Raw genomic sequence first — 24,361 nt, 5'->3', positions numbered from 1 at the left:
TCAACGATTCCGGATGGCGCGGGGACGCGAACTACAAAGTTCGCGCTACTTCCTTTCTACCTTTCTGCCTCCAACTCAATCCTGCCCGCCCTTGCCTGCTCTCGATTCCCGCCCTGAAACTGCTGTCCTCGTTATTTATACCGGCGGTACGGCCGGCATGGCCTACAACAATCGCGGCGAGCTGGTGCCGATGAACTTCGACCAGATCCGGCGCAAGATGCCCGAGCTGCGCCAGCTCAACATGCGGGTGGAGGTGCAGAGTCTCGGCGAACCGATAGATTCCAGCAACGTCAGCATCGAGGACTGGCTGCGCATTGCGGCCCTCATCAAGGAAAACTACGCCCGCTACGACGGCTTCGTGGTGCTGCACGGCACCGATACCATGGCCTACTCGGCGGCGGCACTGAGCTTTCTGCTGGAAAACCTGGGCAAAACGGTGGTGTTTACTGGTGCGCAGGTACCCGTGGGCGGCATCCGGACTGATGCCCGCCGCAACCTGGTGACGGCGCTGGAGTTTGCCGCCGCCCGCCACCCGGTGGCTGGCACGGTGCGGGTACCGGAAGTGTGCCTGTTTTTCAACGACGTGCTGATCCGGGGCAACCGGGCCAAGAAAGTGGAAAGCCAGCAGTACAACGCCTTCCGCTCCGAGAACTACCCGCCGCTGGCCCGCGCCGGCATCGAGCTGGAGTTCTACGACGAGCAGATCCGGCTGCTGCCCGCCGCCCGCCTGCGCGCCCACCAGCGCTTCAACGACCACGTCACGATTCTACCGCTGTTTCCGGGCCTGACGGAGCGTATGGTGCGCACCCAGCTGGAAGCCGACGGCCTGCGCGGTGCGGTCATCGAAACCTATGGCTCCGGCAATGCCCCTACTGCGCCCTGGTTTTTGAAGTGCCTGCGCGACGCCACCGACCAGGGTGTGCATCTGCTCAACGTGAGCCAGTGCGAGGAGGGCCGCGTGCTGCAGGGCCGCTACGAAACCAGCGCCTACCTCACCGACCTGGGCGTGCTCGGCGGCGACGACATCACGCTGGAGGCGGCCATCACTAAGCTCATGTTTGTGCTGGGCCTGGGGCAGCCAGCGGCCGAAACCCGCCGCCTGCTTACGCATGATTTGCGCGGCGAAATCACGCTCGGTTAAGTATTAAGCCGGGTTGCGCTGCCCGGTGGCAGGGGAAGAGTATTACGCTATTGTTATATGTGCTTGGGTTTTGCTGATTGTGTGATGAATCCGTGTATATTGTTGCGTGTCAATTGTTATTGCTAATCTCTTACTGAAATACACTATGAAACATTTGTTACCAGTGCTGGCCCTATTGCTGCTGCATGGCGCCACGGCCCAAGGGCAGGAAGCGGCGGTTCCTGCTGCCACCATGCAATGGTACGTGGGGGTTGGCGCGGCAGCGCATTCCTACTATTCCATCAATCGGCCCTATTCCCGGCTGCGTCCGGCGAACCTGATGGTTGGCTACCAGGTAAAGCCGCGGGTGGCGCTACAAGTGGAGCTGCAGCATGGACGGGAAACTGATGAGGAGCAGTACAACTCAATGGTTAATGGCGAGAATTACACCTTTCTCAACCAGACCAAAACGCGTAGTACCAGTGTCACGCTACTGGCACGATTCAGCCGTAGCCATCCGCAAATGCCCCTGCAGTTCGACTGGCTGTTAGGCATAGCCGCGGTGCATGGGCGCGAACAGGACATCATCCGCCGTACTTCCGCTGCCGGCACCGATACGTATGTATATCAGCCGATTCAGGCCAGTGCGCCGCACTTGGTGGGGGGAGTTAGCCTGCGTTACCTGGTAGGCCCGCATATGGCAGTCAATGCGCAGCTGGTGGCCAACAAAAACCTGCAGATTCCGCCTATCAGCCTGTGGGGAATAGTGCCCGGGGGCGGCGCAAGTCTTGGCGTGAGCTACGCCTTTCAACCGCGCCCAAGTGCAGAGTAGCAGCGTGCCCCATCTGTTGCTGCAGTGCACTGCTGCCTTCTAATTAGCCCACGATTTGCGGGCCTGGCTTGCGTATCCGGAAAAACGGGTGTTATTTTGCGCCACCTAACCGCACCCAGAGAGGTGTCCGAGTGGTTGAAGGAGCACGCCTGGAAAGTGTGTATGGGTCTAAAGCTCATCGTGGGTTCGAATCCCATCCTCTCTACAATAAACCCCGTTTCTGATTCAGAAACGGGGTTTTTATTTTCCTGAGGTACACACCTTATTTTCAGGGTACGCGCCCTAGCTATGATGCACGCACTTTTGCGTCAGTTGGTTAGCTTGATCTGCTTACCAAATAAGTAGTTGCCAGTTGCTACCAACCAACAAAAAGCCACAGTGTCAGTTGACGCAGCGGCCCTCTTTATTTTTAGAAAAGGGCCAATGTCGATTCTATGAACAACTTGCCATAATTTAACGGGATGAAAAAACGATACACCTTATACTGGTTCTCGCTGCTACTTATTGTAAGCTCGTTCATTGATAGTTCATGGGTTGCTTTCTCCGTAGATGACCAGTTGCAAGTACAGCTGCCTAACACACCAGCAACCAAAGAGGTTAATACTAAAGAGGTTGATTTTGAGCAACATATGCGTATGTCTGCTGTAGAGGATAACGTTGGTAGATATATAATTATCCGGGATGATATGACTCATGAGTCAGATAACTACCTGACGGCAGTGGGAAGAAAAGAGTATTATCAGGCAGCTCCAGTAGGCTGGCTCGCAGGCTCTGAAGCAGAACTGTTGAAGAAATCTGCCTTTTCTGTAAATGGTGTGGAGGGAATAGAGCTTGCCTATAAGGTGCCTGTAGCCGGTCAAAAGCAGCCTGCAACTCAGCATGTGAGAATGCTGCTGGTTGGCAAAATTGCCTACGCTTTTCACTTTGAGCCTTTTAATGTAGAAGGGAAAAGTAATAAAGAGAATCGCAATGCCTTTTTCAAGTCAATCAGCTTGAAACTTAATACAAACCAGAGGCACTAAATCAATCATATAAAAGTTGCTAGGTGTCGCTGGCTTCACACAGTTTCGGATTACATCCAGTATGTTATAGCTCTTCAAAACGACATTCTTTTTTAGTAATTATTTGCAATAAATCCCGTTTTTGACATATAAATTAGATTTTATTTCTCCGCTATATGCTATTTTAATGGGTGTTATTTCCGATGCAGAAATGTGTGTCGGAGCCGGTACGTAGGGGCTTCGCAAGGGCATAGGTAGTAAGAGCAGTACGTGTAGCCAACCTGAACAGCTTCTGATTACTTTTAGTCATCTTGCCAGCGCCCTATAGCCTGTTATGAAAATCCTGCTGATAGAAGACCACCCGGAGCTGGCAAAAAGCATTGTCACGTACCTCACGCAGGAGCACTACCTGTGCGAGGTGGCGGCTACCTTTGATGAGGCCCGCGAAAAGCTGATTTTGTTCACCTACGACTGTGTGCTGCTGGATATTATGCTGCCCGATGGCAATGGCATCAACCTGCTCAAGCTGCTGCGCAAAGACGGCGTCGAAAGCAGCGTGATTATCATTTCGGCCCAAAATGCGCTGGATTTCAAGCTCACCGGTCTCAGCGAAGGCGCCGACGACTACATCACCAAGCCGTTTCCGCTGCCCGAGCTGCACGCCCGCATCAAGGCCATCATGCGCCGCCGCAGCCCGCACAAAAACAGCAACATCCTCACCTTCCAGGACCTCACTGCCGACCTCGACTCGATGGAGTGCCGCGTGAAAGGCAAGCTGCTGAACCTGACGCGCAAGGAAACCAATCTGCTGCTGTACTTCATCAACAATAAAGGCCGCATGCTGACCCGTCAGGCCATTGCAGCCCACCTCTGGGGCGACTACACCGATAACCTTGACAGCGTGGACTTTGTGTACCAGCACGTGAAAAACCTGCGCAAGAAAATTACGGATGTCGGCGGCCAGGACTACATCAGCACGGTGTATGGGCTGGGCTACAAGCTAAACGTAGCTGAGTAGTGAAACTCAACCACCGCTACACGCTGGCCTATGCGGTTATCACGCTGTTCGTGCTGTCCGTTGGGTTTGCCATCGTGTACGGGGCCATGTCACGCAGCGTCACCCAAACCACCATCGGCAAGCTGCGCCACCTCAACGAGGTAGTGGCCGCCCAACTGCGCAGCGGCCGCGACTACAGTGGCCATCCGGCACGAGCCAGCGTGCGCATCCGTCTGCTTGCGGCCACCGATACTGTGGCCCATGCCCAACTGGTGCAGGTGCAGCAGGAGTGGGACCCCACGCTGCAGTCGGCTGTGAATGTAGTGCGCCTCACCACCTACGCCCGCGTGCAGCGGCAGCGCTATGCCATCACCAGCCGGGCCGTGGTGGTGATGCCCAGCGATGAGTACCTGACAGGCATTGTGCTGGTGTTTGCCTGGACGTTTGTGTTTCTGCTGGCACTGGTGGTAATTCTCAGTGAGGTCATTTCATGGTATATTTTGAAGCCCTTCAACGCCATTCTGCTGAGCATCGAGCGGTTTCACCTCAGCCAGAAAACCACCATCGGCCTGCAGCCCAGCCGCACCAAGGAGTTCAACGTGCTCAATGACTTCCTGATGCAAATGACCAGCCGCGCCCAGAGCGACTATCAGGGCCTCAAGGAATTCTCGGAAAATGCCTCGCATGAGTTGCAGACGCCCATTGCCAGCATGAAAGCCAAACTCGAACTGCTCATGGACTCCGAGCTGAGCGAAAAGCAGCTGCTGATGCTGACCACCATGCACGACGAGCTGGAACGGCTGGCCAAAATCAATCAGGCCCTGACGCTGCTGGCCAAGCTGGAGCACTTTGAGTCGGAGCCCGCGCCGCTCACCAACCTGAGCCGGCTGGTGCCCGCCACCGAAGCAGCTTTTGCTGATCTGGCCGAAATGAAAAGCCTGCACACCGTGCAGGATATTGCCCCCGGCGTGCATGTGCCCCTGGATGAGTCCTTGGCCCAGTTGCTGCTCAACAATCTGTTCAGCAACGCCATTCGCCATAACCTGCCCGGCGGCGAAATCCGGGTGGTGCTTACGCCTACCGAGCTGGCGCTGCACAACACTGGCCACGCGCCCTCCGTGCCGGTTGGGGAACTGTTCGGCCGCTTCCGCAAGGGCAATGCTGCGCTGGATTCCATTGGCATCGGCCTGGCTATTGTTAAGCGGATAAGTGAGCTGTACCATCACCGCGTCGAGTACACCTACGCCGAGGGCTGGCATTGTATTCGGGTGGTGTTTGCCGCAGTGCGGGAGTAAGAAGGGCTGCAAAAAAGGAGTTGGCAGGCAAATTTCAGACTGACCTTAACATTTCTTTGAAATTTCCTCAAAATCAGGTTGCTCATTTGAAGCGTGCTAACTAGTAAGTGACTACTCACAAACTGGCGCGGCAAGTATCCCTCCTGATTTCCCTGAGTTGTGGCTGCTTTCGTTTCTGTTGCTCCTACTTTCGACTCTGCCCGGCGCCAGCTTGCCGGGCCGGAAAATGTTTCGCGCCGTCGCCTGAAAGCTATTTTCAGTGGCTCCGTGGGCAACCTCGTGGAGTGGTACGACTGGTATGCCTTCTCGTCGTTTTCGCTGTACTTCTCGGCTTCCTTCTTTCCTTCCGACGATACCACCGCCCAGCTGCTGCAAACGGCCGGTATTTTCGCGCTGGGCTTCCTGATGCGCCCCATCGGGGGCTGGATGTTTGGCCGCATTGCCGACAAAGTAGGCCGCAAGCAGTCCATGACGCTGTCGGTGCTGCTGATGTCGCTGGGCTCGTTGCTGATTGCCCTGACACCTACGTACCAGACTGTAGGCATCGTGGCGCCGATTCTGCTGCTCACGGCGCGCCTGCTGCAGGGCTTGAGCGTGGGCGGAGAGTACGGCGTTTCGGCGGCCTACCTGAGTGAAATGGCGTCCCGGAGTCGCCGCGGCTTCTATTCCAGCTTTTTGTATTTCACTCTTATTGCGGCGCAACTGCTGGCGCTGGGCATTCAGCTGGTGCTGCTGAAAGTGCTGCTCACGGAAGCAGAACTACTGGCCTGGGGCTGGCGGATTCCGTTCGTGATTGGGGCATTGCTGTCGGTGGTGGCGCTGTATCTGCGCCAGAACCTCGACGAAACGGCAGCCTTCGAGCGGCAGAAAGTGAAGACCGAGGAACTGCGCGGCAGCCTGAAAGTGCTGCGGCGCTACCCGGGCGCCGTGCTGAAAGTGGTGGGCCTGACGCTGGGTGGCACACTGGCGTTTTATACTCTCACCACCTACATGCTGAAGTTTCTGGTGAACACGGCCCACATGACCAAGGCCGCCGCCACCAACACCTGCTTTCTGGCATTGCTGGGGTTTGCGGCTATGCAGCCGGTATTTGGCAGCCTCTCCGACCGGATTGGTCGGCGGCCGCTGCTAATCGGGTTTGGAGTGCTGGGCACAATGGGCAGTGTGCCGCTCCTGACGGCCCTGAGCCATACCACCACTCCGTGGCAGGCCCTGGGGCTGCTATTACTGGCCTCCGTTGCAGTGAGCGGCTACACCAGCATCAGTGCCGTGGTGAAGTCTGAGCTATTTCCGGTGGAAATCCGGGCCCTGGGTATTGGCCTGCCGCACGCCCTGACGGTAGCCGTGTTTGGCGGCACCGCCGAATACATTGCCCTCTGGTGCAAGGGGCTGCACCACGAGTCGTACTTCTACTGGTATGTCTCGGGCTGCATCGGAATTTCGCTGCTGGTGGCGCTGCTGATGGCTGAAACCCGGGTTACTTCCTTCCACGACCAGGACCTGAGCGAAGCTCCCTGACGGAGACGTTGCTCGTGCTCTGCATTGCTGACGGCAGCTGGTGCGCCGGCGTATGGCGCTTCCTGTAGTGCGCCGTGCTTTTTTCTTTGTTCCCCTACCTGTTCAACCCCCATTCCCACCACTACATGAAGACTCGTTTACTTTCAGTTCCCCGGTGCCGGCCATTGCTGCCCGGGCAGGTGTTGTTGCTGCTGCTGGCCTTGCCGGGGGCGGCAGAAGCCAGCCGGGGCGCCGGCACGGTGCGGCCGGCGGCGGCTTTGCTGGAAACGGTGCTCAACCCAACTCCCGGCGCCCCGCGCGTGGCCGACGGAGTTGTGAAGGGAAGAATAACGGGTGCGCCGGGCGGCGAGGCCATTCCGGGTGCTACCATCGTGGAGCAGGGCACCACCAACGGCACCAGCACCGACGCCGATGGGCGCTTCACGCTCACGGTGAAGCCCGGCGCCACGCTGGTGGTATCGGCCATTGGCTTCAAAAGCCAGCAAATTGCCGTGGGGCAGCGCACTTCGCTGGAGGTGCGCCTGGAAACCAGTACCACCGACCTGAGTGAGGTGATGGTGGTAGGCTCGCGCGGCCTGCCCCGCACCGACGTGGAGCGCCCCTCGCCGGTGGATGTGCTCAACGCCAAAGAGCTGCAGCTGACCGGGCAGACTGATCTGGGTCAGCAGGTGCAGTTCAACTCGCCCTCGTTCAATTCTGCCAAAACCGGGGTAAACGGAGTAGCCAACTACGCCGACCCGGCTACGCTGCGCGGCCTCTCGCCCGACCAGGTGCTGGTGCTCGTGGATGGCAAGCGCCGCCACCAGTTTTCGGCTTTGAACCTGAACGTAACCGTGGGTGCCGGCACCGTAGTAACCGATTTGAACGCCGTGCCTTCGTTGGCTATTGAGCGGATTGAGGTGCTGCGCGACGGCGCCGCCGCCCAATATGGCTCGGATGCCATTGCCGGGGTTATCAACCTGGGCCTCAACAAAAGCACCGGTGTGGCTACCGTCAGAACGCAGTTTGGCATCACGCAGGAAGGCGACGGCGCCCAGTACCTGGCCGGCGCCAACTACGGCGTAAAGCTGGGCAAAACCAACCCCGGCTACCTCAACCTGACCCTGCAATACCAGCGGCAGGAGCAAACCAACCGCTCCGACGACTACGTGGGCGGCATCTACACGGCTTTCCCGGCCTTGCCCGCGCAGCCCAGTGCCACCCAGATAGCCAACGAAAATGCCCGGCGCGCCGAGCGGGGCAACATTTATCCGCAAGTAGGGCAGCCTTTCAAAGTGGGCGTGTATGGCAGCAACCAGGCCGACATCTACCAGGGCTTTTTCAACCTGGGCGTGCCGGTGGGCGGCAGCGGCTGGTCGGTGTACAGCTTTGGTGGGTTTTCGCGCAAGAACATTTTGGCCTACGGTTTCTTCCGCAACGCGCAGCCGGCCAACGTCAACTACAGCCCCATTCACCCCGACGGCTACCTGCCCGAGTTGCCGGGCCGCAGCGACGACTACTCCGGCGTGGTGGGCGTGAGCCGCAAGCTGGCTGGCGGCTGGAACCTCGACTTCAGCACCGGCTACGGCTACAACTACCTCGATCTGAACGCCAACAAAACTGCCAACCCGTCGATGGGCGCCGATTCGCCCACTGATTTCTACGTGGGGCGCAGCGCTTTCGGGCAGAGCACAACCGAGGTGAACGTGTCGCGCAACTACGAAGGCCTCTTCGGCACCAAGTCGTTTAACCTCGCCCTGGGCAGCCAGTTCCGGGTCGACCGGTTTCAGCTGGAGCGCGGCAGCCCCGAGTCGTATTTTGTGGGGCCCCTGGCAATCGGTACTGCGCCAGGCGTTACGCCCGCGCGCACAGCCAAGGCTCCCGGCTCCAGCGGCCGGCCCGGCATTGCGCCCGAGGATGAAACCAACACCACCCGCTCCAACGTGGGCGTGTATGTGGATGTGGAAAGTGACATTACGGCGCGCCTGCTGCTGACTACGGCCCTGCGCTACGAGAAATACTCCGACTTCGGCAGCAACATATCGGGCAAGTTTGCTTCGCGCTTTAAAGTGACCGAAGGCATTTCTTTGCGCGGCTCCGTCAACCGCGGCTTCCGGGCGCCATCGCTGCAGCAAACCTTCAACAGCGTGAGTACCTCCACGGTGCAAAGCGGCGCCATTGTGCAAACCAAACAGTTGCGCAACGACGACCCCCGCCTGGTACCGCTGGGCGTGCAGGACCCCAAGGCCGAAACTTCCTGGAACTACAGCCTGGGTGTGGCGGCCAAGGTCGGCGAAAACCTGCTGTTCACGCTGGATGCCTACCAGATCGACATTCGGGACCGAATCATCAACAGTGAGCGGCTGATTAAGGGCTCGGGCAACACGGGCATCAAAGCGCTGCAAACTCCCGCTTTCGACGGCATCAGTGAAATCCGCTTCTTCACCAACGCCATTGATACCCGCACCCGCGGCATTGATCTGGTAACCACCTACAAAACCGAGCTGACCGACGCCAGCCGCCTCACTGCCAGCCTGGCCCTGACCTTCAACGCCACCAACATTGAAAACACGCGCGACACGCCCGCGGCCCTGCAGGCCGGTACCGCCAACCGCATCCTGCTAATTGACACCGTGAGCATCGGGCTGATTGAGCGGGCCCAGCCGCGGCAGAAGATTCTGCTGTCGGCAACCTACCAGATCGGCAAGTTCAGCGTGACGCCCCGCGCCTCGTACTTCGGCGCCGTGACGGCCTTTGAAAAGCCCACGGCCACCACAGCCATTCCCAACCCGCGGCACATCAGCCAGGAGTTCAAGGGCAAAACCCTGTTTGACCTGGCGCTGGTGTACAACCCGGCCAAAGTGGTGTCCATTACGCTGGGCGCCAACAACATCACCAACGTGTATCCCGACAAAGTGGATTCCAGCCGTTTCGCCAGCTACTCCAACGGCGAAATTCCGTATTCCCGCAACGTGGCGCAGTTTGGCTTCAACGGGGCCTACTACTACACCAACGTAACGCTGACGTTTTAGAGGCTTGGAGGTTGGGGGCTTGGGGTCTTAGGGGCTCAGGGTCTTGGATTTCTGTTTTGACGGATTCAACCCTAATCGACCTTGGAACTGCATCCAAGCCCCCAAGACCCTAAGCCCCCAAGACCCCTTTCATGACAAACCTGGTTTTGCTGCTCTTGTGCCTGGCGGTAGGAGCGTTGCTGCGGCGCTGGCAGCTGGTGCCGGCCAGCACGCCCGCCGTGCTGAATCAGCTGCTGGTGCTGGTATTTATGCCGGCCCTGACGTTTCTGCACCTATCCGTAGCACACCTCGACCAGCATTTTCTGCTGCCAGTGCTGGCTCCGTGGCTTATCTTTGGCGTGAGCTACCTGTTTTTCAGCGTCGTCGGCCGGTGGCTTCAATTCTCGCGGGGCACCGTGGGGGCCTTGATTCTGACGGCCGGCATCAGCAGCACTTCGTTTGTTGGCTTCCCGATCTTCGAGCTGCTGTATGGCCGGGAAGGGCTGGAGCTGGGAATTATGATGAGCCAGGTGGGCTCGTTTCTGATTGGCGTCACGCTGGGCGTGGCCGTGGCTTCCTGGTACGGGGCTGCCGAGCCTTCGTGGCGGGCCATGCTGGGCAACGTGCTGCGGTTTCCGCCGTTTCTGGCGTTTGTGCTGGCTATGGTAGCCAATGCGCTGGGCTACCAGCATCCGGCGCTGGTGCGCGACGTGCTGGAAAAGCTTAGCGCGCCCTTCGCCGTTATGGCGCTGCTCTCGGTAGGGCTGCAAATGAATCTGGCGGTGCCCCGGGCCCACGGACAGGCCCTGCTGCTGGGGCTGTCCTACAAGCTGGTGCTGGCGCCACTGCTTATCTATGGCCTTTACCACGCCGTGGTGCAGCAGCCGGGGCGTGTGGTAGACCTCTGCGTGCTGGGCGCCGCCATCGGCCCGATGAACACAGCCGCTGTGGTGGCCGACCGGTACGGACTGAATCCGCCACTGGCCGCGCAGATGGTGGGGCTGGGGATTCCGCTGTCGTTGCCTTGGCTGGCCTTGCTGGGCTGGTGGCTGACCAGCGCCTGATAAGCTGGTTGTGCCAGCTGGTGAGTTGCCAGCCCGATGTAGAGACGCAATACTTTGCGTCTGCTGGCGTGGAAATCGTTCAGCGACGAAACGCAAAGTATTGCGTCTCTACATCGGGCCAATTGCCCTCCGTTTTGTAAACAGGTTACAAAGGCCTGGGCCACCGGGCTATCCTCACGCACGCAGATTCCACTGATTTCGTTGGCTATTGCCTATCTGTGCTTGCGCTGCTCTTTGCACGCCAGCCAACTTTCCCGATTGTATGAAAAAAGTATTCACTAATCTGACGTTCTGGGTGCTGACCGCCATTGTGGCGGGCGCCTTGCTGGGCCACTTCGCGCCCGCCACGGCCGTGCAGATGGACGTGCTGGGCAAGTCGTTCATCAACGTCGTGAAGGTCTTCATCAACCCGATTATCTTCCTCACCATCACGCTGGGCATCAGCAGCATGGGCGACCTGAAAAAGGTGGGCCGCATTGGGGGCAAGGCGCTGCTATACTTCGAGGTGGTAACCACGCTGGCGCTGCTTATCGGGATAGGTGTGGCCTATGTGGTGCAGCCGGGTGCCGGCGTGGCCACCGACAACCTCAACGGCCAGGCGGTGGGCGAATTCACGCAGCGGGCCGGCGAGTTTTCGTGGCTGCACTTTCTGGCCGACAACCTCACGCTGCAGGTGCTGCTGGTGTCCATTGTGCTGGGCATGGTTTTGAGCCGCTACTCCGGCCGCCAGCCCATCATCGACCAACTAAACTGGCTGTCGAAATACGTGTTCAAAGGCTTGCATCTGGTCATGATTTTTGCGCCCATCGGTGCGTTTGGCGGCATGGCCTTCACTATCGGCAAATACGGTATTGCCACGCTGCTGCCCCTGATCAAGCTGATGTTTACGGTGTACACCACCTGCGCCTTGTTTGTGTTTCTGGTGCTGGGCTCCATTCTGCGCTACTGCCGCGTAAGCATCCTGTCGTTTTTGGGCTACATCAAAGAGGAGCTGCTGATTGTATTGGGCACTTCCTCTTCGGAAGCAGGCTTGCCAGGGCTCATGGAAAAGCTGGAACGCCTAGGCTGCGCCAAGCCCGTAGTGGGGCTGGTGGTGCCGGCCGGCTACTCCTTCAACCTCGATGGCACCACCATCTACCTGTCGCTGGCCACGCTGTTTCTGGCGCAGGTGTTCAACGTGGAGCTGACTGGCTCCCAGATGCTGACCATCATCGGGATTCTGATGGTGACCAGCAAAGGTGCGGCCGGTGTCACGGGCTCTGGGTTTGTGGTGCTGGCCAGTACGCTCACGGCCGTGAAGGTGATTCCGGTGGAGGGGCTGGCGCTGCTGCTGGGCGTCGACCGGTTTATGTCGGAGGCGCGCAGCATCACCAACTTTATCGGCAACGGCGTGGCTACCATCTTCCTGGCTCACAACGAAGGCGCCCTCGACCACGCCCAGGTGGCACGGATGCTGGGCGGCAAAACCACGGTATCCACGGTAGAAGAGGCAGTTGAGCAGTACAGCCCGTCGTTGCCGAACCTGCCGGTGGAGCCAGCTACGTCGCGCGAAGAAATGCCGAAGCGGTAGGCCCCATTTTGCTATGAAGCATATCCACCTCGCTGTTTTTCCCGCCGATGGCATTGGCCCCGAGGTGATTGGCGCCAGCCGGCAGGTGCTCCGCCAGCTGGAGCAGCTGCACGCCGGGGTGCGCTTCGAGTGCCGGGAGTTCAGCTGGAACTCAGCCTACTACCACCAAACCGGTGCCATGATGCCCCCCGATGGCCTGCAGCAGCTGGAAGCGGGTGGCTTCGATGCTATTCTGATGGGACCTGTTGGCAGCCCCGATATTCCCGACCACATCACGCTGTGGGGCTTGCTGCTGGCCATCCGCCAGGGCTTCGACCAGTACGTGAACCTGCGGCCTATGCGCCTGCTGCCGGGCGTAGCCAGCCCCCTGCGCAATGCGGCGCAGCACCCAATAGATATGGTGTGCATCCGCGAAAACTCCGAAGGCGAGTATGCCGGCGTGGGCGGCCGGGTGCACCAGGGCAAGGCGCGGGAAGTGGCCCTCCAGACAACCGTATTCACGCGCAGCATCACGGAGCGGGTGATGCATTTTGCCTTCAACTACGCCAGGCAGCACGGCTACCCGCTCGTAACCAACGTCACCAAGTCCAACAGCATGCAATACAACATGGTGTTCTGGGACGAGGTGTTTCAGCAGGTGGCAACCCACTACCCCGGCGTAGCCACCGACCAGCAGCTGGTAGATTCCATGACGGCCCGCATGGTGACGCAGCCGGAGTCAGTCGGCGTGTTTGTGGCGTCCAACCTGTTCGGCGACATCCTGAGCGACCTGGGCGCGGCCCTGACGGGCAGTATCGGGCTGGCTCCCAGCGCCAACCTGAACCCCGAGCGCCAGTATCCCAGTCTGTTTCAGGCTATTCACGGCTCCGCTTTTAGTCTGGTAGGAAAAAACGTAGCCAACCCGATTGCCAGCATCTGGTCGGTGCAGATGATGCTCGCGTTTCTGGGTGAAACAGAGCTGGCCGCTCAACTCATGGCGGCTATTGAAACGGTTTTGCGGGAGCAGCGCATCCGTACGCCCGACTTGGGCGGAAGCAGCTCTACCACCGATATGACAGCCGCTGTGTGCCGGGCTCTTGAAGCCGCGTTTGCCTGAGTGTGCGGCAGGTCAGGCCCTGCCTGCACGCTGGCCTTGTAAGCGCAACTGTAACAGGGCGAGCTACTAACACAGAGTATTGCGTGTAAGTGAACCTGGCGGTTGGACAATATGTATATAGAACAGCCATTTAACCTGGGCTAAGGCTTCTTTCCGGCCCTTTCTGTTCTCCACCACCAACCCGTTCATGCACCACATCATCTACCTGAGTAGCGCCACGCAGCCCATGAGCGACGACGACCTGACGCTGCTTCTGGAGCAGTGCCGCCGCAACAACGAGCGCCTGGGCGTGACGGGAGCGTTGGTATATGGCGGCGGACAGTTTATGCAGATTATGGAAGGTGAGTCGGCTGTTGTGCAGGCGCTGTATGACAAGGTGGAAACCGACGCCCGGCATACGGGCGTGATGAAGCTGGCAGACAAAGACATTCCACACCGCAGCTTCGGCAACTGGTCGATGGCCTTTGACACGGTGGCCGCAGAAATGCTGCTGTCTGCAGCTGGGTACGCCACACCTGCCGAGATGATGCACAACCTGCCCACCGGCCTGAGCGCCGCCGACAACCTGCTGTACGCTATGCTGCGGGCCACTGTGGGCGAAGCGGCCCACTAACCGGGGCCGCCGCCAGACCGGCCGGCGCTACTCCACTACCACCCGTCCGGCCAGATGCCGGCCCTGCGCATCAGTGGCGCGCAGCGTGTAGAGGCCGGGCGCCAGGCCCCGCACCGATACTGGTGTGGCAGGCGCAACAACCGCCGTGCGGGCTACGCGGCCCAGGGCATCCACGAGCTGAATGGGCGTGCCCGCGGCCAGAGTAGGCAGGTGCAGCTGGTCGGTGGCGGGGTTGGGGTAGAAGGCCAGCGCCAGCGGCTGGGCGGCCTGCGTGGCCAGCGTCGAGCTGCTCAAGCGCGCCAGGAAGGTTTCGAAAGCGGCGGAGGTGTTCAGGGTAAACGGCCCGACCACGCAGGCATTGGCAAACCGCCCGATGAGGTGCAGGTCGCCGTTGGCGCTCAACCCCAGGTGCGAAGCCGAATCGAAGCCGGGGCCACCGGCCTGCTGCTTCCAGCGGAGCTGGCCCTGGGGCGTGAGGGCCGCCACCAGCAGGTCGCGGCTGCCGGCGTTGGGGAGCGAAGCATCGGCGAACTGCGCCCCGGCACTGTAGTTGCCGGCCACGTAAGGGTTGCCCGCCGCATCCACGCTCAGACTGCCGAAGCCATCGGGGCCGGGGCCGGCCAGGGGCAGCACCCACTCCATAATGCCCTGCGGCGCATACTTAACTACATAGCCATCAATGTCGCCGGCGCCGGGCAAAGTGGTGGTGCCGAAGGTGGCCGCGCCGGTGAAGGTGCCGGTAGCATACACGTTGCCGGCCGCGTCCACGGCCCCGTCGTTCACGAAGTCAGTGGAAGGGCCGCCGAGCTGCTGCACCCACACCAAACTGCCCTGCGTGGTAAACCGCGCCACCAGCACGTCGGTGGCCCCGCGGCTGGTAAGTCTGGTGTTGCCCACCACCGGCAGCTGGCTGAACGTGTTCAGTATATACAGGTCACCGGCCGGGGCCTTGGCCAGCTTGGGCAGCTGATACGAGGCGGTACCGGTGCCGGCCACCTCGAAGTGGTAGGCCGTCGTCAGGGACTGAACCTCTCCGGTTGCGGCCGAAAAGCGCGCCAGGTACACCCCAAAGCTGTTGTTGGGCGTGGTGGTAGTGGCCCCGTCAAACGAGACAGTGCGGGAGAAGCTGCCAGCTACATACACCGCGCCGGAAGCATCAGTGCCAATGCCGCTGCCACTGCCAAAGTTTGCGCTTTCCTTGCCCCATTGGGGCGTGCCCTGGGGCGAGTAGCGGACTACGTACGTGCGGCTGGTGTTGCCGGGCAGCGAAACGCCGTTGCCGAGCTCCAGCGGCCCCCCGGCAAAGCCTGTCACGTAGGCGTTGCCGGCCGCGTCAAGGGCTACGTCGAGGCCCGTATCCAGGCCCGTAGAGCCAATCTGGCGCACCCAGAGCAGGGCGCCGTTGGCGGCGTACTTGGCCAGGTAGGCATCTCCGTTGCCGCCCTGGTTGGTGAGCGTGACGCCATCCAGCACGAAGGTGGGCGTGGAGAAGCTGCCGGCTTCGTAGGTGTTGCCGGCGGCGTCCACGGCCGAACCGCCGAGCGAAGAGGTACCGGCCCCCACGACACGGGCGTTAACCCAGCTCGGGGGCGTTTGGGCCACGGCTGGCATGCTCAGACACAGGCCTGCCAGCGCGCTGGCAATGCGGCGAATCGTGCGGGTAGAAGGTGAAGTCATCGAACAGGAAGGTGGGAGGAAATCAAGGTTTTGCAGCGCGAAGAAAAGCAGGAAGCGTTAAACCGCAAAGCCCCCTTCCGGCGTTTGGCGCACCAGGTTCAGGGCGGTCAGCGTAGCCAGTAGCGGCGCCACCTTCTCGGGCTTGAGGCGCTTGAAGCGGGCGGGAGGACTATTCAACCAGTACTTTTCCTGCCACGAGCTGACCCTGGGAATTGGTAGCGTGTAGCGTGTAGAGGCCGGGCCGCAGGCCCTGCACCGATACCTGGGCGGCGGCCGACACGGTGGTTTCGCGGGCCAGGCGGCCCAGCGCGTCGAGCAGCCGCACGGGGGTGCCAGCGGGCAGGGCGGGCAGGTGTAGCTGGTCGTGGGTGGGCGAGGGGTAGAGGGCCAGGGGCCGGGCCGCCGCGGCCGGGCGGGTGGGCAGCAGCACGTTGCTGAGGCGGGCAATGAAGGTGACATCATCCGTGCCGGGTACGACGAGAAGCTCGCTGCCCCAGGTGCTGAGGCCGTTGACCCGGCCCAGCAGGTGCAGGCCGTTGCTGCCGTCGAGGCCCAGGTGCCAGCCGATGGTGCGGGCCTCGCCCAGGGGCGTCTCGGCCCAGCGCACGGCGCCGTTGGGGTCAAAGGCCACGATCATGGCTTCGTAGTTGTCGAGGGGGCCGCTGAGAATGAGGGAGCCGAAGCGGGCGGTGCGGTAGAAAGCTCCCGTGAGGTAGGCATTGCCGGCCGCATCCACGGCCAGGCCCCAGGTGTCGTCGTTGGAGGAGCCGCCCCCGCCCTGGCCCCACAGGGGCGTTCCGGTGGGGGAGTATTTAACCAGGTAGGAGTCGGTGCGGCCCTGGGTGGTGATGGTGGACGAGCCGAACGGCATGGTCTGGGCGAAGGCGCCGCAGAGGTAGAGGTTGCCGGCCGCGTCGACGGCGGTGCGGCTCAGGCTCTCGTTGCCGGCGCTGCCGTACTGGCGCACCCACTGGGGCGTGCCTTGGGTTGAGTAGCGGATAACGTAGCCATCAAAGCTGCTGCTGTTGGTGGGGTAGGTGGTGCCAGCCACACCCAGGGGCACGTTGGAGGCCACGCAGAGGTAGGTATCGCCGGCCGTGCCCACGGCCAGCTGGGGCACATAGGCGGCCGTGAAGCCGGCGGGCACGAAGGTGAAGGCCGACTGGAGCCACTGCACGGCCCCCGTGGGCGCGAGCCGCAGCAGGTAGGCCGAGATGTCGGGGGCCGTGAGGGTGGCGCTGCCCACCGTGAAGGTGCCCCGGTAGAGGCCGCTGACGTAGACCTGCCCGGCCCCATCGACGGCGACGGTGCTGGCCGAGCCGGTGGCGCTGCCTGCCACCCGGCAGCCCACTACCCAGCTGGCGGTGCCCTGCGGAGAATAGCGGGCCACAAAGCCCTGAGTAAGGCCATCGACGGGCAGCACGACGCCGTTGCCCAGGTCGAGGGTGCCGCGGGTGAAGCCCACCACGTAGACATTGCCGGCCGCGTCGACGGCCACATCCGCGGCTCCGTCTTCGGTGGTGGTGCCCAGCTGCCGTAGCCAGGCCAGCGTGCCCTGCGGAGTGTACTTGGCCAGGTAGCTGTCTTTGCCGCCCCGGGGGGTGAGCGTCACGCCGTCGACCACGGTGGGGGAGGTAAAGTTGCCGACTTCGTAGAAGTTGCCGGCCACATCGACCACAGCGTGGGTCATGGACTGGGTGCCGGGGCCCAGGGCGCGCACGCCGGTCCAGACGCGGGCGTTCTGAGCTTGAGCCGGGACGGCAGCTGCGCTTAGCAGCAGGAGTAGGGAGGCGTAAAGAAGCTTCATCAATAGCAGAACATAAAGAACCGTCAGGCAGCGTAGGAGCCTTCTGGGGTGAGGCGAATCAGGCTTAGGGCCGCTAAAGTAGCGAGCAGCGGCTCCACTTTCTCGGGCTTGAGGCGCTTGAAGCCGGCGGCTACCTGCGTGGCCGTGAGCGGCTGCGCGGCTTGCTGCAGGGCGTCGCGCAGGGCCTGCATCTGCTGGGCCAGCTCGGTGGGCCATGCTTGCGGACCGGCAGCCAGGGCGCTACCGGCTGCGGCGGCAGCTTCGGTGGGCAAAGCCAGGGTGGCTTGCTGCTGATTGGGGGCCTGGTAGGCGGGGCGCAGGTAGCGGACGTGGCCGGCTTTTTCTTCCTGGGCACGCTCGTGGTTGAGGCGCACGAGGCGCGTCAGAATCTCGGCGTCGGGCAGGTTGGCGGGCCAGGCGTAGGCCTCGGCTACGGCGGCGTCGAGCTGCTGGTGCAGGCTGAGGACCACGGAGGCGAGGCCCTGCTGGTTCACGATCTGGTCTTTAGCCGACAAGGGCTGGTTGGCGCGCAGCTTCTCCACCACGTTGTAGAGGTCGGTGAGGGTGAGCGTGGGGTGCTGGGCCTGCTGGCGTTTGCGGTGGGCGTCGAGCTGTTCAGCCAGCTCGCGGATGCGGGCCTGCTGCGCGGGCGTGGCGGCGGGGAAGGGGAATTTAGAAAAACACTCACTGTGGTTGTAAGTCGAGTCGTTACCTACGCCTAGCCAACCTCCTGTGGCAGCTGCCCACAGTGTATGAATTCCACTTGAAAGGACACCCAAGAAATATGCATCATCAAGCCCAATAGCCACTAATTTGGCATCTGATACATATTCAGCTTCCACGAACGAGAAGATTCGATGACGAGCTGTACGGGGTGTAGCAATGTATCTAGTCAGCCCCGCAAGTGACTGGCGCATTTGCGAACGAGCTTCTGCAAAAACCCACCACTTGGTTCGATAAGTGGCTCGGTTATTTAGCTGCCTTTCAGGCTTAACCTTCTCGAATACGTGCTGGTAGACTTCTGGGTAATTGGCAATTATTTCGTTCTCCTCTAGGCCAAATAAATCAATCACCCATGCTCCACGGGGCCGTTGTGCCAAGTCACGCCCGTTCAAGTAAGGACGAATGTGCTTATCAATGTTAGGAATACGGCCCAAGCCTAAAGATTCAGCTTCTGGCTTAGTAATTATGAACCCGCCACCTACAAGTGTCATGCCTTGTGAACTGAGTCGGGCAGTTGCGGCAAGCAACTTAGCGCTATTTACATCAGCTCCTACCGTAAAATCGGCGTTGATAGTGCCTTCCACTTCCGTTAGTTCTACGGCATGTGCATCATCTTCATCCGTAGCTACTTCACTGGTTACCCTTACAAGCTTGCCCATTGTTGAATCAACACGGCCGACGCTCATGGCGATGCGCACGGCGGCGCCTTGCGCACTGTCAACCCACGGATGGTCGGCAATAGCATAGGTTAGAGCAAGCGGTGGCGTAGCGTCCAGATGCCGCTGAATCAGGCGGCGGTTGAAGGTTTGGGTAATGGAATTAGTGGTGATAAAGCCAAAGGATTCGGCCTTGTTCTGCCGTACGATTTCGGCAGCCTTTTCCCACCAGTACATGACCAAGTCTGCGGATTCAGGCACTACGCCTTTGTAGGTTTTGCGCAAAGCGTCCACGTAGTCACCGCCTAAAGCGCCGCGCATGGCTTTGTCGCCCACAAAAGGAGGATTGCCAATAATGAAATCAGCTTCAGGCCAAACAGTAGGCTTGGCGTTCAGAAAGCCTTCGTCATACGTCAACACCGCGTCCTGTTGGCGGATGTTCTGGTACTCGTCCAGCAGGGGCTCCGCGAGCTGGGTGATGCCGTGGGTGCGCAGGTGCCACTGCAGGTAGCCGATGCGCAGCACCACGTCGGCAATGGCGGCGGCGCGCGGGTTCAGCTCCAAACCCAGCAGCTGCCGGGGCGAGACGGTGGTGCCCCCACCGAGGTCGAGCAGGCCGGTTTGCCCAAAGGCGTTGATGGCAGCCAGCACCTCGCCCTCCAGCCGCTTGAGGTGCTCCAGCGTGACGTAGAGGAAGTTGCCGGAGCCGCAGGCCGGGTCCAGGATGCGCAGCGAGGTGAGGCGGGTGAGGAAGCGCACCAGCTCCTGGCGGGCGTCCTTGGGCTGGCCTTCGTCGAGGCGGCGGGCGCTGGCGGCCTGGGCGGCGGTCCACTCCCGGCGCAGGGGTTCGAGCACGGTGGGCAGCACCAGGCGCTCCACGTAGCGGCGCGGGGTGTAGTGGGCGCCCAGGCTGTGGCGCTCCTTGGGGTCGAGGGCGCGCTCCAGGAGGGTGCCGAAGATGGCGGGCTCCACCTCGGTCCAGTCGGCTTCGGCGGCTTTGAGCAGCAGGGCCATCTGGTCGGGGGTGAGGGGCAGGGCGGTGGCGTCGTGGAAGAGCTTGCCGTTGAAGCGCCGCACCCGCGCCTTCAGGTCGGGCGAGAAGCCGCCGGTGTCCATCGTATGCCAGAGCGTGCTGAGGGCATCGGGCAGAAACTCGCGCATCTCGGGGGTGGAGTAGGTGCGCAGCATGCCCGTGAAGCTGGTTTTGGGAATCAGCCCCACGTCCTCCGAGAACATCGTGAACAGGCAGCGCATCAGGAACTGGGCCACCACCTCGGGCGCGTGCCCGGCCCGTTCCAGCTGGGCACTCACGCCGGCCAGGTAGCCGGCCAGCTCCCGCGTGACGCGGGCGGCGCGGCGGCTGGGGTCCAGCTCGCGCGGTGCCTCCCAGATGCCGCGCAGCAGCGTGCGGGTGTCCTCGTCGGCCAGCGCCGCCAGCGGCAGCCGGAAGCGGGCCTGGTCGGGGAAGGGCACGAAGGAGTCGCCGACGCCGGCGAAGTTCGAGTACACGTCAATGCAGTAGCCCACGTCCACCACCAGCACGAACAGGGGCCGGGGCTCGTCGGGCGGCAGGGCGCGCACGTAGCCCAGCGCCTGCTGGCGGGCGGCCTGCATCATCTGCTCCCACTTCACGGAGTTGCGCAGGGCGTGGCCCTTGCGGCGCTTCTCGGCCGCCAGCCCCAGCTCGGCGCGGTCCGACTTCTCGGCCTTCTGCTGGGAGTCGGGCGAGTCGGTGCCCTGCTTGGTTTCCAGGATAAAGCAGCCGCGCTTGTACAGGTCGATGCGGCCAGTGCTTTTCTTGGCGCCGTCGTTGAACTGCACGGCGCGCTCCAGCACGTACTGGTCCTGGGCGGGTTGGTCGGTGGTGGGGTCGGGCCGGGGCACGCCCAGCAGGTCGCAGAGGTCTTGCAGGAAGAGGCCGTAGTTGGCACGCTCGGCGCCGCCGGAGTTGCGCCAGCGGGCGGCGAAGTCGGGGTAAGTCACTCGGAGTAGGATAGAGAGGTAGAAATCGGGCGGGGAAGATAGGCAGTAGTCGTCTTATGGGGCCTCACCCCCTAAAACTCCACGATAAACCCAATTGTCGGCAGCACGGTGCCGCTGTTATTATCGAGCAGGAAGGGCACGGCGTTGGAGCCGTCGGGGCGCAGCGGCTGGCCGTCGGTGCTCACGAAGTCGGCGTTGTCGGGGGTGCGCTGGAAGGTGTAGCTGGGGGCCGCGGCAGCCTTGAGGGCCAGCACGTTCTGCACGTCCACGTAGAGGTCGAAGGTGAGGCGGCGCAGGTTGATTTTCTTGTCGAGGCGCAGATCCAGCTGCTGGAATGTGCCGAGGCGCAACGTATTCAGGCGGCCGTAGTCGAGCACGCCCTGCCCGATGGTGAGGTAATTCTGCTGCGAAGCGGCGTCGTCGAAGGGCGTGTAGGGGGCGCCGCCGGCCAGCCGGTACTTAGCGCCCAGCTCCCAGCCCCGTCCGAATTTTCGCCCCAGCAGCACCGAGGCCAGATGGCGCGTGTCCCAGGCCGACGGTTTGTAGCGGCCATCGAGGCCCGTAAACTCGCTGCGGAACAGCGTGTAGGACGTTACGGCAAACAGGTTGCGGGTGAGCTTCTGCTGAAAGAAAAACTCGCCCCCGAAGGCCCGGCCGCGGCCGGTGCTGGTCACGGCCTCGTTGCCGAGGGCCACAAAGTCGCCGCCCAGGTTGGCCAGACTGATACCGTCGCGCGTGTTCACCGGGTAGTGGTCGTACTGCTTCCAGAAGCCTTCCACCGTGAAGCGGCGGCTGGCGCTGGGCAGAAACTCCAGCCCTGCCACGTAGTGCGTGCTGCCAATGTAGCGGTTCGGCTTGTTCACGAGCTGGCCGGCGGCGTCGCGGAAGCCCAGCAGCGTGGACGGCGGAATCTTGTAGTAGCGCCCGATGCTGGCGTTCAGGTTCCAGCGCGACGCCAGCACATACGACGCCGACACCCGCGGCGACACAGTGCGCAGCAGGTTGGCCCCGCCCTCGGTAAACGAGTTGCCATCCGTGCGCACCCCCGCCGACAGCGTCAGCCGGTCGTCGGTCAGGAAGGGCCGCGTAACCTGCGCAAAGGCTCCGAAGCGGGCAAACTGCAGGTCGCTCTGAAACTGCACGTTCACGGCCGGCTGCTGCACCGAGCCATCGGGGTTGAGCACAGCCTGGCGCAGGCGGTTGAAGTAGCGGTTGTCGTAGCTGATGAGCTGGCCCACGGCCCCGTAGCTGTACTGCCACTTGCCCAGGCTGCGGTTGATGTCGAGGCGGAGCTTGTTTTCCACCTCGCCGGAGCGGGTCTGGAACACGCGCCGGCTTTCGTCGCCCGCAAACTCGGCGCCGCCCTCAAAGAAGTCGGCCTGGTTGCTGAGCTGGGTGCGGCTGAGGGCTAGGTTGAGGTAGCCGCGCTCCAGCAGCTGCCGCAAGCTCACGCCTACCGTGTAGTTCCATTGGTCGATGGTGGGCGTGTTGCGGATGGTGTAGGTGTTTTCGGGCGTGGACTTGCGCGGCACGGCCACCTCGAAGTGGTCCAGCGCGCCGAGGCCCAGTGCCGTGAGCGTGGTTTTGGGGCCGAGCTTGGTGGTGATTTTAAACTGTGAGTCCCAGTAGTCGGGCCGGATGGGCAAGTCAATCAGCTTGAACAGCACCTGCAGGTAGGAGCGCCGCACCGAGGCCAGAAACGTGGTGTTTTTGGCTAGCGGCCCTTCCAGCGTACCGGCCACTTCGGTGCCGCTCAAACGCACGTTGCCCTGGATTCGGTCGGGGTTGCCGTCGCGCTGCCGGAACTGTAGCACGCTGCTGAGCGTGTTGTCGTAGCGCGCCTCAAAGGCCGAGGTGCTCAGCGTCACGTCCTCAATAAAGCTCACGTTGAGCATGCCGGCCGGCCCGCCCGCGCTGCCCTGCGTCTGAAAGTGGTTGATGACGGGCACCTCAATGCCGTCGAGGTAGTACACGTTTTCGTTGGGTGCGCCGCCCCGGATGATGATGTCGTTGCGGAAGCCGGCGGTGCCGCCCGTGCCGCCGCCACCCACGCCGGGCAACACCTGCACCACCTTCGAGATGTCGAAGTTGCCGCCCGGGTTGCTCTTGATTTCTTCCACGTTGAGGCGCTGCACGCTCAGCGGCGTTTCGGCCGTAGCTACCCGAATGGCGCGGCTGGCTGTCACCTGCACCTCGCCCAACGCCTGCGCCGCGGGCGCCAGCTGCAGACTCACGATGTTGGCGTTGCCGCTGGTAATAACCACGTTGGCGCGCAGCAGCGGCTCATAACCTACAAACGACACGCGCACGTTGTAGCTGCCCGTTGGAATGTCGGCGAGCCGAAACCGGCCCTGCTCATCGGTGGCGGTGCCTAGGCTGGTGCCTTCTAATGCCACCGTCACGCCCGGCAGCAGCTGTTGCGTGGCCCGGTCGCGGATGGTGCCGCTGAGTATGCCGGTGCTTTGCGCCAGAGTAGCGCTACTTAGCAGGAGTAGCAGCAGAAGCAAATAGACGTGTCGCATAAGGCGAAGGCAGCTTGTGGATGATATCAGACAAACTTACTGCACATTGATATGTTTTAAAACTAGAAAGTATTTTTTAATTCAACTTTGCAGTCGTTGCCGGTGTTATCTTGCCAACCATGAATTACTCATTACTCAAAGAGCTGTTGGAGCAGGCAGAGGAATTTGAGCGCCTGCGCCCAACTGGAAGTGCGCCGGCTGATATAAAAACCTTTGCAGCCTGGCTGCACGGCCACACGGCTGCGCCCAAAGCAGCGCGGGGCCCAAGCGCGCCCTTGTCGGTGCCGGGCATGACGCCGGAAGCGGAAATCGGCAAGCTGCTCCTCTTTCTTACCCGCTACGCCCGCTCCTATATCCGGCAGGGCCTGGCCGGCACACCCTTGCTCACCCCCGACGATTTCGCCTATCTGGCCACTGTACTCGGCCACCAGCCCCTCTCCAAAACCGAGCTAATTGCCCGCAATGTCCACGAAAAGCCCAGCGGCAACGAGGTAATTAAGCGGCTGCTGGCCCGCGGGCTGGTGCAAGAGCAGCCCCACGCCACCGACCGGCGCAGCAAGCTGCTCACCATCACGGAGACAGGGCAGGGCGTGCTGTTCGAGGTGTTTGGGCGCATGGAGCAAGCCTCCCAGCTTATTGCCGGCAACCTGACCGCGCCGGAGCGGGCGCAGCTACTCTATCTGCTCCAGAAGCTCGATGCGTTTCACCAGCCCATCTACGCCAACCGGCCGGCCGGCTTCCAGGAGTTGCTGCAGTGGCTGCCGAAGCCGGAATCAACCTAGAGCAGTGGAGCTGACAGTTTTCAGAACCGTGCGACAGTAGCGCGAGCATTGTAGTTCGCGCTTCAGAACGAGCAACTTGCGCGGAGACGCGAACTACAAAGTTCGCGCTACTACG

16 protein-coding genes and 1 tRNA gene are annotated in these 24,361 nt (G+C 61.6%); 13 read left to right on the top strand and 4 right to left on the bottom strand.

The window, feature by feature from the left end:
* Nucleotides 1-91 precede the first annotated feature (91 nt).
* The 12 genes from H8B14_RS13535 to H8B14_RS13480 all read left to right on the top strand — a co-directional run bounded on the left by H8B14_RS13535 (nucleotide 92) and on the right by H8B14_RS13480 (nucleotide 14,096).
* Nucleotides 92-1,141 (top strand): asparaginase, encoded by a 1,050-nt coding sequence (locus H8B14_RS13535; RefSeq protein ID WP_261990014.1) that lies wholly within the window; start codon nucleotides 92-94, stop codon nucleotides 1,139-1,141.
* 145 nt (nucleotides 1,142-1,286) lie between these two features.
* The gene (locus H8B14_RS13530) at nucleotides 1,287-1,952 is read left to right on the top strand and encodes a hypothetical protein (protein WP_187316170.1); all 666 of its coding nucleotides are present in this window, start codon (nucleotides 1,287-1,289) and stop codon (nucleotides 1,950-1,952) included.
* 117 nt (nucleotides 1,953-2,069) lie between these two features.
* Nucleotides 2,070-2,157 (top strand) — tRNA-Ser (locus H8B14_RS13525).
* A 256-nt stretch (nucleotides 2,158-2,413) separates the two neighbouring features.
* Nucleotides 2,414-2,974 carry a hypothetical protein gene (locus H8B14_RS13520; RefSeq protein WP_187316169.1) on the top strand — a complete coding sequence of 187 codons (561 nt, stop codon included), beginning with the start codon at nucleotides 2,414-2,416 and terminating at the stop codon, nucleotides 2,972-2,974.
* A 313-nt stretch (nucleotides 2,975-3,287) separates the two neighbouring features.
* Nucleotides 3,288-3,971, top strand: coding sequence for a response regulator transcription factor (locus H8B14_RS13515; RefSeq protein WP_187316168.1), 684 nt, complete (start codon nucleotides 3,288-3,290; stop codon nucleotides 3,969-3,971).
* Entirely contained in the window at nucleotides 3,971-5,245 is a 1,275-nt protein-coding gene (locus H8B14_RS21360; protein ID WP_187316167.1) for a sensor histidine kinase, read from the top strand. The genes H8B14_RS13515 and H8B14_RS21360 overlap by 1 nt, the downstream gene beginning before the upstream one ends.
* Nucleotides 5,246-5,404: 159 nt before the next feature.
* Nucleotides 5,405-6,763, top strand: coding sequence for an MFS transporter (locus tag H8B14_RS13505; protein ID WP_187316166.1), 1,359 nt, complete (start codon nucleotides 5,405-5,407; stop codon nucleotides 6,761-6,763).
* A gap of 125 nt (nucleotides 6,764-6,888) precedes the next feature.
* Complete coding sequence (locus H8B14_RS13500; protein ID WP_187316165.1) at nucleotides 6,889-9,774, top strand: TonB-dependent receptor; 2,886 nt, start codon at nucleotides 6,889-6,891, stop codon at nucleotides 9,772-9,774.
* Nucleotides 9,775-9,905: 131 nt separating this feature from the next.
* Nucleotides 9,906-10,817 (top strand): AEC family transporter, encoded by a 912-nt coding sequence (locus tag H8B14_RS13495; protein WP_187316164.1) that lies wholly within the window; start codon nucleotides 9,906-9,908, stop codon nucleotides 10,815-10,817.
* A gap of 262 nt (nucleotides 10,818-11,079) precedes the next feature.
* Complete coding sequence (locus tag H8B14_RS13490) at nucleotides 11,080-12,387, top strand: cation:dicarboxylate symporter family transporter (protein ID WP_187316163.1); 1,308 nt, start codon at nucleotides 11,080-11,082, stop codon at nucleotides 12,385-12,387.
* Between the two features lie 13 nt (nucleotides 12,388-12,400).
* Nucleotides 12,401-13,483, top strand: coding sequence for a tartrate dehydrogenase (locus tag H8B14_RS13485; RefSeq protein WP_187316162.1), 1,083 nt, complete (start codon nucleotides 12,401-12,403; stop codon nucleotides 13,481-13,483).
* 187 nt (nucleotides 13,484-13,670) lie between these two features.
* A complete protein-coding gene (locus H8B14_RS13480) occupies nucleotides 13,671-14,096 on the top strand; it encodes a BLUF domain-containing protein (RefSeq protein ID WP_187316161.1) in 426 nt (141 codons plus the stop codon).
* Nucleotides 14,097-14,123: 27 nt separating this feature from the next.
* Here the strand turns inward: H8B14_RS13480 and H8B14_RS13475 are convergent, their stop codons facing one another.
* The 4 genes from H8B14_RS13475 to H8B14_RS13460 form a co-directional block, all read right to left on the bottom strand.
* The gene (locus H8B14_RS13475; RefSeq protein ID WP_187316160.1) at nucleotides 14,124-15,773 is read right to left on the bottom strand and encodes an SBBP repeat-containing protein; all 1,650 of its coding nucleotides are present in this window, start codon (nucleotides 15,771-15,773) and stop codon (nucleotides 14,124-14,126) included.
* A gap of 169 nt (nucleotides 15,774-15,942) precedes the next feature.
* Complete coding sequence (locus tag H8B14_RS13470) at nucleotides 15,943-17,580, bottom strand: T9SS type A sorting domain-containing protein (RefSeq protein ID WP_187316159.1); 1,638 nt, start codon at nucleotides 17,578-17,580, stop codon at nucleotides 15,943-15,945.
* Between the two features lie 23 nt (nucleotides 17,581-17,603).
* Nucleotides 17,604-20,942, bottom strand: a complete 3,339-nt coding sequence (locus tag H8B14_RS13465; RefSeq protein WP_187316158.1) for a class I SAM-dependent DNA methyltransferase — start codon at nucleotides 20,940-20,942, stop codon at nucleotides 17,604-17,606.
* A gap of 71 nt (nucleotides 20,943-21,013) precedes the next feature.
* Entirely contained in the window at nucleotides 21,014-23,464 is a 2,451-nt protein-coding gene (locus H8B14_RS13460) for a TonB-dependent receptor (protein WP_187316157.1), read from the bottom strand.
* Nucleotides 23,465-23,583: 119 nt separating this feature from the next.
* On the opposite strand from H8B14_RS13460, the gene H8B14_RS13455 reads away from it, so the two are divergent.
* On the top strand, nucleotides 23,584-24,246 hold the full coding sequence (locus H8B14_RS13455; protein WP_187316156.1) for a MarR family winged helix-turn-helix transcriptional regulator: 663 nt from the start codon (nucleotides 23,584-23,586) through the stop codon (nucleotides 24,244-24,246).
* Nucleotides 24,247-24,361 lie beyond the last annotated feature (115 nt).

The sequence above is a fragment of the Hymenobacter puniceus genome, assembly GCF_014333525.1.
Taxonomy (GTDB): Bacteria; Bacteroidota; Bacteroidia; order Cytophagales; family Hymenobacteraceae; genus Hymenobacter.
The sequence above is the reverse complement of the archived record's forward strand: the minus strand, read 5'-3'. Positions and strand labels throughout refer to the sequence as shown.